Raw genomic sequence first — 14,156 nt, forward strand, 5'->3', positions numbered from 1 at the left:
CGCTCAGGCCTGCGTGCCCGCCTGAGCGCACGCCATCTGTGTGTCCGTGGCGTGAGTGTTGAGTTCTGTCGCAGCGGAGTTCATCCGGTCGCCGCTGCCGTGCAGCCCCATGACGAGCACGAGCTTGGTCGCTCCGAGGGACCAGGCCCGCATCGGATTGGCGATCTCCGGCTGCAGTCCGGGAGTGCCCGCGGCTCTCATCGCCGCGGCCGCGGACTGGCGGAGCGCGGTGCGCGCGTCGTCGTTCGTTCCGACGACGTTCGCGTCGCGAAAAGTCCACCGGTCGCCCGCGATGGCGTCGGCGAAGTCCGAGTAGTAGCTGGCCGCGTGGTCGAGTGCGGCCCCGAACTGTGTGCACGCGTCGCTCGCCGGGCCGGCGGGCGGCCCCACCTCGACCGCTGCCACGGGGCCCCCGGTGTCCGCCGGTTGGGCAGCTGCGACGGGCGCGAGGCCGAGGGCCGCGAGCAGCACCGTCGCGGGAAGCACCTGGGTGCGGAAGTGTCGACGCATTGTTCCTCCAGAACGTTCGAGCCGATACGCAGTGTGGGCGGCGGCGCCGTCGCACCCCCAATGACGAACGTATATGTCAGCCGATCCCGGTATCCATTCGATGAACACAAGCTGTGAAAGACCTGGCAGTAATTCTGCCAAAATGCTGTCAGCGTGCCATTCCATAATGTGGCGTGTCACACATTCCCGGCACCACCTGCACGATTTCCTCACCGACAGCTTTCTCACAGCTCAGCGCCGCCTTCTGTACTTAGAATCAGTCTGACGTATTGCCCTTGGGTTCATCATCAGTCCACCTACCGTACTGATGATTTCCGCGACACGATCTGCGGAGCCACAAACCCCGAGAGGCGCAATGTTGAACCGAATCCTTCCGCTCGTCGCGGCCTGCCTGGTGCTGCCGTTGGCGGCCGGGAATGCCGCCGCGCAGCCACTGCCTGCTCCGGCGCCTGCGCCGCCGCCTCCGGTGGCTGCAGTGCCGTCGGGTCCGCCCGGGGTGCTCGACACCCCCGACGGGTGGCACCTCAATGTGTTGGGCAGCAATGAAACCCAGCAGTCGGTCGCGCCCCTGACGACGGCGCTGTCCTCTCGCGAGTATCTGGTGGGCGGCACGTTCACGGGGTCTGTCGACGGCAGCGGCGACACCAAGCTGTCCGGCGGGTCGCTCGAGGCCGGCTTCCAGATCGGCTGCGGTATAAACGCCGACGACGTCGAATTGATCGGCGGCGCCGGCCTGACGCCGGGAATCGCCATTCCGCTCGCCAATAATGATCCGGTATTCGGTGCGTCCATCACCGGACAGATCAAGGTGGTCTTGAAGCCGGGCACCGTAAGCATTGTCCCGGTCGACAAGAAATCGTTCAAAGGCAAAGCGCCCCGGATCACGATCACTGGATTCCGGGTGAAAATCGACGGCTGCGCCGGACAGTCATTCTTGCGCTCTTATGCGACATTGACGAGTTCGACGGAGAACACCGACGACGTGATCACGTACCTCGGCGTCACAAAGGCCGTCTGAAATGAATGGGAATATGCGACCACACTCCAATGACTTCGACACGACGACGAAAGGCCGCATGATGAGGTGCATCGCGCCACTGGCTGCGCTGTGCGTGGTGGTGCCGCTCTACGTCGCGCCGACGGTGGCTGCCGAACCCGCCCCACCACCACCGCCGGCCGGTGACGCGGCGCCGCCCCCGCCGCCGCCGAACACGGGTGCGGTGCCGTCCGGGCCGGCCGGAATCGTCCACACGCCCGACGGCTGGGAATTGAATGTCGCAGCAAGCAATGAATCGCAATTGCCGGTGGCGCCGCTGACCACGGCGGTGTCGTCGCGCGAATATCTCGTCGGCGCGACATTCACCGGTTCGGTCAAGGGCGACGGTTCGACGACACTCGGCGGCGGAACGCTGGAGACCGGATTCCAGATCGGTTGCGGCATCGCCATGGACAAGATCAAGTTGAACGGCTCGGTCGGTCTCGGAACGTCCGGATCGCGGTTCGCGGGCGGCCTCGTGCCCACCGGTTTGACGGTGCCCATTCAGGGCCAGATCGAGGTCGAACCCCGTCCGGGTGAGGTGATCAGCGTCCTGGTCGACAAGAAGTCGTTCAAGGCGACCGAAGCACGGGTCACGGTGAAGGACGTGCACATCAAGATCGACAACTGCGTCGGCCAGTCCTTCTTGCGGTCGTATGCGATCTTGACCAGCACCACGACCGACACCGACGACGTCGTGGCCTACTACGGTGTCACCAAGGTTGTCTGACGTCCGCGTGCGCGCCGCCCTGCTCGGTGCGCTCGCCTGCGCGGGCGTGTTCGGTGCGGGCGGTGTGGCGGGGGCCCAACCAGTTTCGGAGGTTCCGCCCCCGCCACCGCCCGCACCTGCGCCACCCCCGGCGGCCGTCACCAGTCCGCTCGCGCAGGCCGGCCAACCGGGCGGCCCGGCGGGCATGCCCATCGCGGGTCCGACCGGCACCGAGATGCTACTGGGCCAGAACCCGGTGCCCGCAGCTCCCTGCGCCGCGCCGGGCACCCCGCCGAACCTCAACGCGCTCAACGGCGGATACCTGCTCCCGCAGAACACCGAACCCGCCGCACCCGGTGATGGCGCGGTGGCCGGGGTGACCCCGGGACAGGAGAACGCCGACCTGGGTCGGCTGGACTACCTGCGTCGGCTGCACGGGATGTACCGCGAGGGCAACCTCAAGGGTGCGCTGCTGGGCCGGGTGCCCAAAGAACAACTCAGCGAACCGTTCCCGGGCACCGCACCGCCACCCGGGACGGCTCTTCCGCCCGGCCTCGGCGGTCCGCCGGCCGCATCCGTTCCTCCCCCACCCACGCCTGCCGAGGTGCCCCCGGGCCCCCAGGCCCCGCCACTCACCCCTTAGGACGACACACATGAATCGCGAAACCTTCACGGTGATGGCGGGTACCGCCGCACTGTCGGTCGCGGTCGTGCTGGGCGCGGCGAATGCCACCGCACAGCCGTCCGCCCCCAACACCAATGCACCCGCGTCACGATCGAGCAGCACCACGACGTCGAGCAGCACCTCGTCGAGCACGGCAGCCCCCACGGCCGTCGGCAATTACAACGCCGGGTCCGGGATCAACCCCGCCGCAGGGCAGGGCACGGGCGGAACCGCAACCGGCAACGGCAGCACGGGCACCGGCACCAACCCCGCGGCTGGACAGGGCCCCGGCGGAACGGCCACCGGCAACGGCAGCGCGGGCACGGGAACGAACCCGGCAGGCAAGGTGGGCTGACCGCCCGGAGCGGGGCATGCCCGAGGTCGGGATCGGTTACCGTCGGCAGCGATGACCCCTCCGCCGGCGAGCATTCGCAAAGTCGCATCACAACCCCGTAGCGCGTGCGAATTCATGTCTGTTCACGGAGCAAGTCGGGTGGGCAGTCGGCGGTGCGCGGCGCTGCTGACCCTGGTGGCACTGCTGCTCACCGCACCGGTGATCGCCAACGCACAGCCCGCCGACACCCTGACCGCCGCGCTGGACGCGGCCGTCGACAGGGTTTTCGCCGAGGCCGGCGTGCCCGGCGCGATCGTCCGCCTGTCGATTCCCGGCACGGTCGAGTACGTCAGGGCACTGGGCGAAAGCGACACCGCCGCAGGCACACCGATCTCACCGGCGGACCACACCCGCATCGGCAGTGTCACCAAGACATTCACCGGCACCGCCGTCCTGCAACTGGTCGACCAGGGCCGGATCCGGTTGAGCGACCCCATCTCCCGCTACGTCAACGGCGTGCCGTCCGGTGACGTGATCACCCTCGACATGCTCGGCCGGATGCGCAGCGGACTGTTCAACTACACGACCGACGAAGCGTTCCTCGACCGCTACCTCGCCGAGGGCGGCAAGGGGCCCGACGCGGCTGCGTTCGCCCCGCGCGAACTCGTCGACATCGCGTTCGCCCACCCGACGAACTTTTCGCCCGACACAGATTTCGAGTACTCCAACACCAACACCGTGCTGCTGGGCATGGTGATCGAGAGTGTCACCGGGCAGCGTCTCGGCGACTACCTGACGCAGCACGTCACCGGGCCACTCGGGCTGACATACACCAGCTTTCCGGCCAACGGAGCGCTGCCCCTGCCCTACACCCACGGATACGCCGAAACGCCGGACGGCGAACCGGTCGACACCACGTTGTGGAATCCGTCCGTCGCCTGGGCCGCGGGCGCGATGGTCTCCACCTACCAGGATCTGCACACGTGGGCGCCCGCCGTGGCGAAAGGTGCGCTGCTGCTGCCTTGGACGCACCAGGAGAGGATGTCCAGGCCCACCGAGGCGGCGCCCGGCATCGGCTACATGTTTGCCCTCGCCGATTTCCACGGCTGGATCGGGCACAACGGCGACATCCCCGGTTATCAGACGGTCGCCGTCTACCTGCCGGAGCGCGACGCGACCCTCGTCGTGATCGTGAACTCCGATGTCTCCGAGGACGCCTCGACGAAGATCGCGGAAGCGGTCACGACCGTCGCCACTCCCGGCCGCGTCTATGCGATCCCCGCCTCCTCGGCCTAGCTCCCACCATGTGTTCAGAAGCGCATCGGGTGCCCGACCATGACCGCGCCAGATACGTGAGATACGTTTTCAGTAGCATGCGTACCACCTACGCCCCGGGAGGCAGTCCGATGGGTTCGCGCGAGCACGCCACGAGGACGGTGCGCGTAGCACACGGCACCGCGCCCGGATGAGCGCCTCGGAGTTCGCGGTCCTCGTCGGCCAGGCCGCGCGCGGCCTCGCGCCGGATCCCGACACCACCCGGGACCGGATATTGGACGCCGCGTTGACCGAGGCCGCCGCCGTCGGGCTCGATCGCGTCACCGTGGAGGACGTCGTGCGCCGCAGCAAGCTGGGACGGATGACGGTGTACCGGCGCTTCCCCCGCCGCGACGACATGAATCAGGCGTTGCGGCTGCGGGAGATCCAGCGCTTCCTCGCGGCCGTGGCGGCCGGGATCGACCGCGCCGAGGACCGGCGCACCAGCGTCTCCGAGGCGTTCGTCGCGGCCGTCACCTTCGCGCAACGACATCCACTACTGAGACGACTGGCCATCACCGATCCCGGGCTCGCGTTGGAGACTGTCGCCGCCAACGACAACGAAATACTGTCCATGGGTGCGGCATTCATCGCGCGCGAGATCCACGGCGACGCACCCGGAGAGCCCTCACAGCAGGTGCGCTGGGTCGCCGACACGTTCGCGCGGCTGTTCGTCACCTACCTGGGCGCTCCACCCGCTGACCCCGCCGTCGGCGACGAGGCGCAGCTGCGGCGCTTCGCAGACGAGGTGCTGACCCCCGTCGTCGAGAACGCACTGGGAAACGCACGCTGAGGCCGGCTGCCGCTCAGCCCGCACCGCGGCAGGTGACCTGACCTCAGCGCAGGAGCAGTGAGTTCACCGCGGCAGTGAGCCGGCGCCGCGGCCAGCCCCGCACCCCGGCGGATGCCAACGCGGCGCTCGCGGCGTTGCGGCCGCATATCCCGTGCACACCGCCGCCGGGCGTCGCGGCGGCGCTGCCGAGGAAGACGTTCTGCACCGGCGTCTCGGCCCGCCCGAATCCCGGTGCCGGCCGGAAGATCAACTGCTGGAAGATCTGTGACGTCCCGCCGTTGACGGCGCCGGTGTGGAGGTTGGCGTCACTCGCCTCGAGGTCCGACGGCCGCTGGATCGCCTTGCCCACGATCCGGCCGGCGAAGCCCGGCGCATGCTCCTCGAGCACCCGGTCGACCGCGACCGACAACCGGTCGGCGGACTCGTCGTCGGCCATGCCTCGGGGCAGGTGGGTGTACGCCCAGGCGCTCTCTGTGCCCGCCGGTGAGCGGCCGGCGTCCGCGGTGGTCATCTGACCGAACAGCATGAACGGCTGCTCCGGCACCGTGGCCGTGTTGAGGTCGGCCATCCACCGGATCAACCCGTCGCGGTCGGCGCCCAGATGCACCGTGCCTGCCTCGTTGAGGTTCGGCGACCGCCATGGAATCGGCCCGTCGAGCGCGTAGTTGATCTTCAAGACCGGTGTGTCCCAGACAAACTGGGCCATCCCCCGGTGCACGGCGGGAGGCACTGCCGCCTCGGGGAGCAGGCTGCCGAACAGCCGCGGCGCCGAGGTGTCGGCGACCACCGCGCGCCGGACCCGCACGGTCGATCCGTCGGCGGTGTGGACCGCGACCGCGCGCCCGCCGCTGACGTCGATCCGCGTCACCTCGCGCGAGCACTCGATGCGCGCACCTGCAGACCGGGCCCGGCGTGCCAGGGCCGCGGTGAGCTGACCCGCGCCGCCCTCGGGCACCGGGAAACCGCCGTCCTGGGCCATCATCACCAGCAGGTATCCCATCAGGCCGCTGCCCGGCGCGTCGATCGGCACGTCCGCGTGCATCGCGTTGCCCAGCAACAGAAGCCGGGCGGCATCACCGTCGAACAACTGCTCGGCGAGCACGCCGGCCGGCAACAGCAGCCGGTGCAGGAACCGCAGCGCCCCGGCACTGCCGAGCCGGCGCAGCATCCCCGCCGCGCCGCGGACCGGCGGGAACGGTGCGAACAGGGCCGAGAACACCGGGTCCTTGATGTGCTGCCACTGGTCGAACAGCTCCCGCCACCGGTCACCGTCGCCGGGCGCGCGCCGCTCCAGATCGGCTGCGGTGCGGTCGATGTCACGATAGATCACCGGCGCGTCGTCGTCGGCGGCCGACCGTGCGTGGCCCACCACCGCGGGAGCGTGCACCCAACGCAGGCCGTGCTCCTCGAGATGCAGCGCCCGAAGCGCCGGTGACTCGATCGACAGCGGGTAGAACGCGCTGTAGAGGTCGGAGACGTACCCGGGGAACAGTTCCGCGCTCTTCACCGCACCGCCCGGTTCGGGCTGCGCCTCGAGCACCAGGACGTCCCAGCCGGCGTCGGCCAACAGCGCCGCGGCGACCAGGCCGTTGTGTCCCGCGCCGATGACGACCGCGTCCGCCGATTCGCTCACCGCGCCCGCTTGTCCAACGGAGTCATGATCAGCCTGTTGGCTGTGGCCTTCACCGAGTCCGGCAGCACCGAGTTCGCCAGTGCCGTCGCCTTGGAGAGCGGCGAGGCGGCGACCACTCTGGCTTCCCCGCGCATCATCGCGCGGTAGCCCTGCTCGGCGACCTGACGCGGATCGTCCTTGCCGGGTAGTCGCCCGAGCACGGTGTCCAGCATCCCGGTCCGGGCGAAGAAGTTGGTGTCCACCGGGCCGGGGGCCAGTGCCGTCACCGTCACCCCGCTGCCCCGCAGTTCGTCGTGCACCGCGGTGGCGAACGACTGCACGAACGACTTCGACGCGTTGTACATGCTCTGGTGCGAGCCCGGCATGGTGGCCACGATCGACGACGTGATGAGGACCCGGCCTGCACCCCGCGCCGCCATGTCGGTGAGCACGAGCTTGGCCAGGTGCACCGTGGAGCGCACGTTGAGGTCGACGATGCCCAGGTCCTCCTCGAGCGGTCCGGTGACGAACGGCCCGGCCCGGCCGGTGCCCGCGTTGAGCGCCGCCGCGTCCAGCACTCGCCCCTCGGAGGTGGCCGCGCGGTAGAGCCGCTCCACGCCGTCGGGGTCCCTCAGGTCCACCTGGACGGGTTCGACGTCCACACCGGCGTCCGCCACGACATCGGCGACCTCGTGGACGCCGTCCCCGTCGGCGGCCACGATCACGTCGTAGCCGTCCCGCGCGAACAGCTTCACCAGCTCCAGACCGATACCACTCGACCCGCCGGTGACGAGAGCGCGCGGACGCTGGGCTGCCATGGCCACGGACTACCCGCCGCCCCTCGCGTCAAACGACCACGGTGGGCACCGCCATCGGGGTTACCGTACGGAGATGGGTGCCTACCGGGAACTGTTCGACGCCAGCATCGCCGAACCGACGGCCTTCTGGGCTGACGCCGCGACCGCTGTCACCTGGACCCGCGAACCGAAACGCATTCTGGACGACGACAATCCGCCGTTCTACCGATGGTTCCCCGATGGCGAGATGAACACCTGCGCCAACGCGCTGGACCGCCATGTCGACGGTGGCCGCGCCGAGCAGGCAGCCCTGATCTACGACTCGCCGGTCACCGGCGCCACCCGCACCTACAGCTACGGCGAACTGCTCGACCTGACATCGCGCTTCGCCGGCGCTCTGCGCGGACTGGGCGTCGAGAAGGGCGATCGCGTCGTGATCTACCTGCCGATGGTGCCCGAGGCCGTCATCGCGATGCTGGCCTGCGCACGGCTGGGCGCCGTGCACTCGGTGGTGTTCGGCGGCTTCGCGGCCCACGAACTCGCCGCCCGCATCGACGACGCCCGCCCCACCGTCGTGGTGACGGCGTCGTGTGGCATCGAACCGACCCGCATCGTGGAGTACAAGCCGATGCTCGACGCCGCCCTCGAGCGCGCCGAGCACCAGCCGTCGGCATGCGTGATCCTGCAGCGCGAGCAGTCGCCGTGCACGCTCACCCCCGGCCGCGACCACGACTGGGCCGAACTGGCAGCAGGCGCCGCACCCGTCGACCCGGTACCGGTCGCCGCCACCGACCCGCTCTACGTGCTGTACACCTCCGGCACCACCGGAAGACCCAAGGGCATCGTCCGCGACAACGGCGGCCACGCCGTCGCGCTGCTGTGGAGCATGCGCCACGTCTACGACACCGCGCTCGGCGACGTGTACTGGGCGGCGTCCGACGTCGGCTGGGTCGTCGGCCACTCCTACATCGTCTACGCGCCGCTGCTCGCCGGGGCGACGACCGTGCTGTACGAGGGCAAACCGGTCGGCACGCCCGACGCGGGCGCATTCTGGCGGGTCGCCGCCCAGCACCGGGTCAAGGCGTTGTTCACCGCGCCGACGGCCATCCGGGCGATCAAGAAGGACGACCCCGAGGGCCGGCACATCGGCGACCACGACCTCTCCGCGCTGCAGTACCTGTTCCAAGCCGGTGAGCGGCTCGACCCCGGCACCTACCACTGGGCCGCAGAGAAACTGGGCGTTCCGGTGATCGACCACTGGTGGCAGACCGAGACCGGCTGGGCGATCGCCGCGGACCCGATGGGCGTCGAGCAGATGCCGGTCAAGCCGGGATCGGCGACCGTGCCGATGCCCGGTTACGACGTACGGATCCTGCGGCCGGACGGATCGCCGTGCGACCCCGGCGAAGAAGGAGCGATCTGCGTCCGGCTGCCGCTGCCGCCGGGCACCCTGCCGACGCTGTGGGGCGACGACGATCGCTACGTGTCGTCCTACCTGTCCGCCTTCCCCGGCCACTATCTGACCGGCGACGGCGGCTACCTCGACGACGACGGCTACCTGTTCGTGATGGGCCGCACCGACGACGTCATCAACGTGGCAGGGCACCGGATGTCGACGGGATCGATCGAGGCGGTGCTGGCCGACCATCCGGCGGTCGCCGAGTGCGCCGTCATCGGGGTGGCCGACGACATCAAGGGACAGGTGCCGCGCGGATTTGTCGTGCTCAAGTCCGGAGCCTCAGCCACCGGACTGGCCGAGGAACTCGTCGAGGCCGTACGGCAGAACATCGGCGCCGTGGCTGCTTTCAAGACCGTCGACGTGGTGTCGGCGCTGCCGAAGACGCGTTCGGGCAAGATCCTGCGCAAGACGATGCGCGGTATCGCCGAGGGCCGCGACGAGCCGTTGCCGTCGACCATCGAGGACCCGTCGGTGATCGACGCCCTCGCACCGGTGCTGAAAGGCTGACCGCCGCCGGTTAGTCAGACCCCCGCAGGGGTATTTCCCTTCTACTGCTCCGTCAATATGAGCGAAGGGAGGCATGGCGATGACGACGACCACTCCGAAGTACATGGCCGTCCAGGGTGCGGCGATCATCGTCGCCGCCGCATTCCTGGTGGCCGGTGCCGCCGGCTTCATTCCTGGCCTGACAAGTCACTACGACCGGCTGGAGTGGGTGGGCCACCACTCCGGGGCCATGCTGCTCGGGACGTTCGCGGTGTCCGGACTGCACAACGCGCTGCATCTGGCGTTCGGCGTGATCGGGCTGTTGTCGGCCCGCAGCTACGTCGGCTCCCGGCTCTACCTCCTGGGCGGTGGCATGGTCTACCTCGGACTGTGGGTGTACGGCCTGCTCATCGACCATGGCAGTCAAGCCAATTTCGTGCCGCTCAACAGCGCCGACAACTGGCTGCATCTCGGGCTGGGCGCGGGCATGCTGCTGCTGGGCCTGACGCTGAGCGGACGGCGCGATCCGACGAAGCAACGAGCGCGCAGGCGGGCCCCGGCCTAGGCTCGACCATGTGCTGAGCGCGCTGCTGTGGGGTGCCGTCGCAGCGTCGTCCCTGTTGATCGGCGCGCTCGCAGGCGTGGCGCACACCTGGAACGGGCGACTGGTCGGCTGGGTGCTCGGATTCGGTGCGGGCGCCCTGGTGTCGAGCATCTCGTTCGAGTTGGCGGAGGAAGGTTTTCGCGTCGGCGGCGCGGTAGCGGTCTCGGTCGGGCTGGCGCTCGGCGCCGTGACCTTCTTCGTCGCCGACCGGGCCGTCGACCGCATCGGTGGGGGCGGGCCGACGACGGGATGGCCACTGCTGCTCGGCGCCCTCCTCGACGGCATCCCGGAGCAGGCCGTCCTCGGCATCGGCATCGCCGGGGGCGGCGCCGTCAGTCCCGCGCTGCTGCTCGCGATCTTCGTGTCGAACCTGCCGGAGTCCATCGGCTCGGCCACCGACATGCGCGCCGCCGGGCGCCCCGCGAAGCGCATCATGGCGGGCTGGGGCGCGGTCGCGCTGCTGTGCGTGGCGGCGACCGCCGCGGGTTATCAGCTCCAGGAGTTCGCCGGCGACCAGATGCGCGGCGGTATCGACGGATTCGCGGCGGGTGCCTTGCTCGTCATGCTGGTCGGTTCGATGATCCCGGAAGCCACCGAGAAGGCCCGGGAATCCGCCGGATTGGCCGCCGTCCTCGGCTTCGCCCTCGCGGCCGGGCTGTCACTCTCGTCCTGAGTGACGCGACCGGGTGCCCGATTCCGGCCGAACACGATAGGTTGCGCCCATGGTTCCCGTCTGGCACGTCGGGCCGCTCGCGGTGCCGGTGCACAGCGTGTTCGTGGCGCTCGGGGTGCTCGCGGCGATGGCGGTCTTCGTGCACGAGGCCAGAAGGCGCGCAGCGGTGAACGAACAGTCGCTGGTCGCCGCGGCGGGCGCCCTCATCGGCGGGGCCATCGGCATGCGGCTGTCCGGATGGGCGCGCCATCTCGACTTCTCCACCAACCCGAGCCTGGCCGAGGCGTGGCAGTTCGGTTCACGCAGCATCCTCGGCGGACTGCTGGGCGCCTACATCGGAGTGCTCGTCGCCAAACGCGTCGGCGGCTACCGCGGAAAGACCGGAGACCTGTTTGCGCCTGCCGTGACGCTCGGCATGGCGATCGGCCGCATCGGCTGCCATCTCACCGAGGCGCCCGGCCGCCCGACCGGCCTGCCCTGGGGCGTGCACGCATCCCCGGACACCCCGGAATGCCCGGGCTGTCTCGCCGGTCTGGCCATGCACCCGTCGTTCCTGTACGAGATCGCCTTTCAGCTCACCGCGTTCGCGGTGCTGCTCTGGCTGCGGCCGCGCATCGGCCGGCCCGGCGAATTGTTCGTCATCTACATCGCCGGTTACGCGGCGTTTCGCTTCCTGGTCGAGTTCACCCGCGCCAACGAAACCGTGTGGCTGAATCTCACTCGGCCGCAATGGTTCCTGTTGCCCTCGCTGCTCATCATCGCGGTTCGGCTGTGGTACGGCCACCGACGTGGGTACTATCGCTCACCGGCCCGCGACCAGGAAGTACCTGTATGACGTTCCCACCCTCGGAACCACCGCCGGAGGACTATCCGGAGGACGGCCGGCCGTTGGGTCCCCCGCCCGGTTACCCGCAGGGCTATCCGCCGGGACCGCCGCAGGGCTATCCGCCGGGCTACCCGCCGCCGGGATATCCGTACTACCCGGCGCCACAGCAGAAGTCCGGTATCAGCGCAGGCCTGGCGGTGCTCGGCACTCTGCTGTACATCATGGTCAACTCCGTGCTGGCCTTCGCCGCATTCATCGTCGGAGCGGAGGCCAGCAATTCCGACGCCGTGTTCGGCGGGGCCGCAGTGATGCTGCTGCTCATCGCGTTCGGTGGGGGTGCGGCACTGCTGCGGTCGAAGAACCCGAACGCCAGGGGGCTGGGGCTCGGTTTGATGATCGGCTGGGCGGTCACCTCTCTGGTCACCGTCGGTTTCTGCACCGGCATCAACCCCGAGTTGTACACGACGTGACGCCAGGGATGTCGCTGCGCGGCGACCGCATTCACCGCTACGTCACCGCCTACTGTCCTCGCTGTCACGACGAGGCACCGGAGCGGCCACTCGCCGACGTCGTCCGGCTCAACGCCTGGCTGGTCGAACGCGACGGCCGGGTATGGCTGGAGCGAGGGTGCCGCGAGCACGGTCTGGTCCGCACCCTCTACGACGAGGATCCCGAGATCCTGAGCTACCTCGAGGAGTGGACCGCGCCGACCAAGACCCATGTGCCCGACGTCGCCGGGAACTTCGACCCGGTGCCCTCGGCGTATCTGCGCGGCCTGCCCGAGATGCAGACCCAGCACACCTGCATCCTCCTCGAGGACATCGCCGAGACCTGCAATCTGCGTTGCCCCACCTGTTTCACCGATTCCTCCCCCGATCTGCGCAACGTGGTACCGGTGGCCGACGTGCTCGCGAACGTCGACCAGCGACTGGCCCGGGAGAACGGCCGCATCGACGTGTTGATGCTCAGCGGCGGCGAACCGACGCTGCACCCGGAACTCCCGCGGCTGCTCGCCGAACTGACGACTCGGCCGATCACCCGGATCCTGGTCAACAGCAACGGCATTCGGATCGCCACCGACGACGCGCTGCTCGACCTGCTCACCGAACACCGGCAACGCGTCGAGGTCTACCTGCAGTACGACGGCCAGGCTGCTGCGACCCACCGCTTCCACCGCGGCGGAGACCTGAGCCGGATGAAAGCCACTGCACTGCAGCGTCTTTCCGAGCGGGAGATCTTCACCACGCTGGTGATGACCGCGACGCTCGGGGTCAACGACCACGAGATCGGGCAGATGGTGGGGCTGGCGCTGGCCACCCCCTACGTCGGCGGGCTGACGATTCAGCCACAGTTCGGTTCCGGCCGGTCCGGACTGATCGATCCGCTCGACCGGCTCACCCACACCGGGGTGCTCAGCAGGCTGGGTCCGCAGACCGACGGACTGGTGACCTGGCGGGATCTCACCGCACTGCCGTGCTCGCATCCGCACTGCTGCTCGGTCGGTTACCTCATTCGCGACGACAGCGACCGGTGGCGCTCGCTGGTGTCACTCATCGGTCACGACGTCCTCAAGGACCGGCTCGGCCTGGTGGCCAATCGCATCGCCGACGCCGAGATCCCGCAGCAGCTTCGGGTCGCCGTGCAGGAGTCGCTCCTCGGCCTGCTCTCGGAGCAGTCGTCCCTGTCGCATCCCAAGATCGGTGACATCTGGCGGATCATCTGCGAGAGCTGCGATCTCGGCATGTCGACGATGCTGACGCTGGCATCGTCGGCACTACCCGGACGCCGCAACAAGATTCGCCGACTCCTCGGCGAACGGGTGGTGCGGCTCACCGTCAAACCGTTCATGGACATGTCCACGATGATCGAGGAGCGCCTCGTGCAGTGCTGCGTGCACGTCGGCACCAGATCGTCGCAGGACCAGTGTGCCCCGTTCTGCGCCGTGCAGGCCTGGCCCGCGCTCGGCCGGCAGCGGCTCTCCATCGCCGCGGGGCGCGAGTTGCCGTTGATCGAGCTCACCTGACGCACCGGGTCCATCCCGCGGTGATCTCGACAAACTATTTCGACGGTGAGTATTGTCGAAGGCGACTTCTTTCTGGTCGACCGGCACGAAGGCGCTCGGCGCCTTCTTTCTCCGCCCCTCGTTGACGACACAGCGTGCGGACGACGAGTTCACCATGTCTCAGGGGTCTCACCGCAAATCGAGATCGTCGGCTCTGTGGCGGTTCCGCGCGCCACCGAGTGCCGACCCCTGCGACGCGTGTCCCGAATCGTCCGAGCACCCCGATCTACGTGTGGGACGAAGGACAGGTCGCGTCCATATCCCCACGAGGTGGTCG

General features: G+C 69.0%; 15 protein-coding genes. 12 read left to right on the plus strand and 3 right to left on the minus strand.

Translation table 11 applies throughout. The features are described 5' to 3' along the window. Positions 1-3: 3 nt before the first annotated feature. Positions 4-510 (minus strand): hypothetical protein, encoded by a 507-nt coding sequence (locus AB0K11_RS08715; RefSeq protein ID WP_364974775.1) that lies wholly within the window; start codon positions 508-510, stop codon positions 4-6. A 355-nt stretch (positions 511-865) separates the two neighbouring features. Between AB0K11_RS08715 and AB0K11_RS08720 the strand changes: the two genes are divergently transcribed. From AB0K11_RS08720 to AB0K11_RS08745, 6 genes are all read left to right on the plus strand, one after another. After that, on the plus strand, positions 866-1,528 hold the full coding sequence (locus AB0K11_RS08720) for an MspA family porin (RefSeq protein ID WP_364976695.1): 663 nt from the start codon (positions 866-868) through the stop codon (positions 1,526-1,528). A 58-nt stretch (positions 1,529-1,586) separates the two neighbouring features. Beyond that, positions 1,587-2,276 carry an MspA family porin gene (locus AB0K11_RS08725; RefSeq protein WP_364974777.1) on the plus strand — a complete coding sequence of 230 codons (690 nt, stop codon included), beginning with the start codon at positions 1,587-1,589 and terminating at the stop codon, positions 2,274-2,276. Next, complete coding sequence (locus AB0K11_RS08730) at positions 2,269-2,898, plus strand: hypothetical protein (protein WP_364974779.1); 630 nt, start codon at positions 2,269-2,271, stop codon at positions 2,896-2,898. Before AB0K11_RS08725 ends, AB0K11_RS08730 begins: the two co-directional genes overlap by 8 nt. A gap of 10 nt (positions 2,899-2,908) precedes the next feature. Then, complete coding sequence (locus tag AB0K11_RS08735) at positions 2,909-3,274, plus strand: hypothetical protein (RefSeq protein ID WP_364974782.1); 366 nt, start codon at positions 2,909-2,911, stop codon at positions 3,272-3,274. A 138-nt stretch (positions 3,275-3,412) separates the two neighbouring features. After that, a complete protein-coding gene (locus tag AB0K11_RS08740) occupies positions 3,413-4,549 on the plus strand; it encodes a serine hydrolase domain-containing protein (RefSeq protein ID WP_364974784.1) in 1,137 nt (378 codons plus the stop codon). Positions 4,550-4,718: 169 nt separating this feature from the next. Then, complete coding sequence (locus AB0K11_RS08745; RefSeq protein ID WP_364974787.1) at positions 4,719-5,360, plus strand: TetR/AcrR family transcriptional regulator; 642 nt, start codon at positions 4,719-4,721, stop codon at positions 5,358-5,360. Between the two features lie 43 nt (positions 5,361-5,403). Here the strand turns inward: AB0K11_RS08745 and AB0K11_RS08750 are convergent, their stop codons facing one another. Together AB0K11_RS08750 and AB0K11_RS08755 are read right to left on the minus strand one after the other, a co-directional pair. Continuing rightward, on the minus strand, positions 5,404-6,993 hold the full coding sequence (locus AB0K11_RS08750) for an NAD(P)/FAD-dependent oxidoreductase (RefSeq protein WP_364974790.1): 1,590 nt from the start codon (positions 6,991-6,993) through the stop codon (positions 5,404-5,406). Then, on the minus strand, positions 6,990-7,790 hold the full coding sequence (locus AB0K11_RS08755; RefSeq protein WP_364974792.1) for an SDR family NAD(P)-dependent oxidoreductase: 801 nt from the start codon (positions 7,788-7,790) through the stop codon (positions 6,990-6,992). Before AB0K11_RS08755 ends, AB0K11_RS08750 begins: the two co-directional genes overlap by 4 nt. 73 nt (positions 7,791-7,863) lie before the next feature. Here AB0K11_RS08755 and AB0K11_RS08760 point away from each other — a divergent pair, with 73 nt between their 5' ends. From AB0K11_RS08760 to AB0K11_RS08785, 6 genes are all read left to right on the plus strand, one after another. Beyond that, entirely contained in the window at positions 7,864-9,735 is a 1,872-nt protein-coding gene (locus AB0K11_RS08760) for an acetate--CoA ligase (protein WP_364974795.1), read from the plus strand. Between the two features lie 79 nt (positions 9,736-9,814). Further along, the gene (locus AB0K11_RS08765) at positions 9,815-10,279 is read left to right on the plus strand and encodes a DUF4383 domain-containing protein (RefSeq protein ID WP_364974797.1); all 465 of its coding nucleotides are present in this window, start codon (positions 9,815-9,817) and stop codon (positions 10,277-10,279) included. Between the two features lie 10 nt (positions 10,280-10,289). Then, entirely contained in the window at positions 10,290-10,991 is a 702-nt protein-coding gene (locus AB0K11_RS08770) for a hypothetical protein (RefSeq protein ID WP_364974800.1), read from the plus strand. Between the two features lie 49 nt (positions 10,992-11,040). Further along, complete coding sequence (locus tag AB0K11_RS08775) at positions 11,041-11,826, plus strand: prolipoprotein diacylglyceryl transferase family protein (RefSeq protein WP_364974802.1); 786 nt, start codon at positions 11,041-11,043, stop codon at positions 11,824-11,826. Then, positions 11,823-12,287 carry a hypothetical protein gene (locus AB0K11_RS08780; RefSeq protein ID WP_364974805.1) on the plus strand — a complete coding sequence of 155 codons (465 nt, stop codon included), beginning with the start codon at positions 11,823-11,825 and terminating at the stop codon, positions 12,285-12,287. The genes AB0K11_RS08775 and AB0K11_RS08780 overlap by 4 nt, the downstream gene beginning before the upstream one ends. Positions 12,288-12,295: 8 nt before the next feature. Continuing rightward, on the plus strand, positions 12,296-13,840 hold the full coding sequence (locus AB0K11_RS08785; RefSeq protein WP_364976697.1) for a radical SAM protein: 1,545 nt from the start codon (positions 12,296-12,298) through the stop codon (positions 13,838-13,840). Positions 13,841-14,156: the final 316 nt, after the last annotated feature.

It is taken from the genome of Mycobacterium sp. NPDC050551, from assembly GCF_040674075.1.
Taxonomy (GTDB): Bacteria; Actinomycetota; Actinomycetes; order Mycobacteriales; family Mycobacteriaceae; genus Mycobacterium.

Bases quoted from the DNA above. Each gene is read 5' to 3' on its own strand.
- AB0K11_RS08780 (WP_364974805.1), top strand. From the start codon at position 11,823: ATGACGTTCCCACCCTCGGAACCACCGCCGGAGGACTATCCGGAGGAC.
- AB0K11_RS08745 (WP_364974787.1), top strand. From the start codon at position 4,719: ATGAGCGCCTCGGAGTTCGCGGTCCTCGTCGGCCAGGCCGCGCGCGGC.
- AB0K11_RS08760 (WP_364974795.1), top strand. From the start codon at position 7,864: ATGGGTGCCTACCGGGAACTGTTCGACGCCAGCATCGCCGAACCGACG.
- AB0K11_RS08725 (WP_364974777.1), top strand. From the start codon at position 1,587: ATGATGAGGTGCATCGCGCCACTGGCTGCGCTGTGCGTGGTGGTGCCG.
- AB0K11_RS08735 (WP_364974782.1), top strand. From the start codon at position 2,909: ATGAATCGCGAAACCTTCACGGTGATGGCGGGTACCGCCGCACTGTCG.
- AB0K11_RS08715 (WP_364974775.1), bottom strand. From the start codon at position 510: ATGCGTCGACACTTCCGCACCCAGGTGCTTCCCGCGACGGTGCTGCTC.
- AB0K11_RS08755 (WP_364974792.1), bottom strand. From the start codon at position 7,790: ATGGCAGCCCAGCGTCCGCGCGCTCTCGTCACCGGCGGGTCGAGTGGT.
- AB0K11_RS08720 (WP_364976695.1), top strand. From the start codon at position 866: ATGTTGAACCGAATCCTTCCGCTCGTCGCGGCCTGCCTGGTGCTGCCG.
- AB0K11_RS08775 (WP_364974802.1), top strand. From the start codon at position 11,041: ATGGTTCCCGTCTGGCACGTCGGGCCGCTCGCGGTGCCGGTGCACAGC.
- AB0K11_RS08765 (WP_364974797.1), top strand. From the start codon at position 9,815: ATGACGACGACCACTCCGAAGTACATGGCCGTCCAGGGTGCGGCGATC.
- AB0K11_RS08785 (WP_364976697.1), top strand. From the start codon at position 12,296: ATGTCGCTGCGCGGCGACCGCATTCACCGCTACGTCACCGCCTACTGT.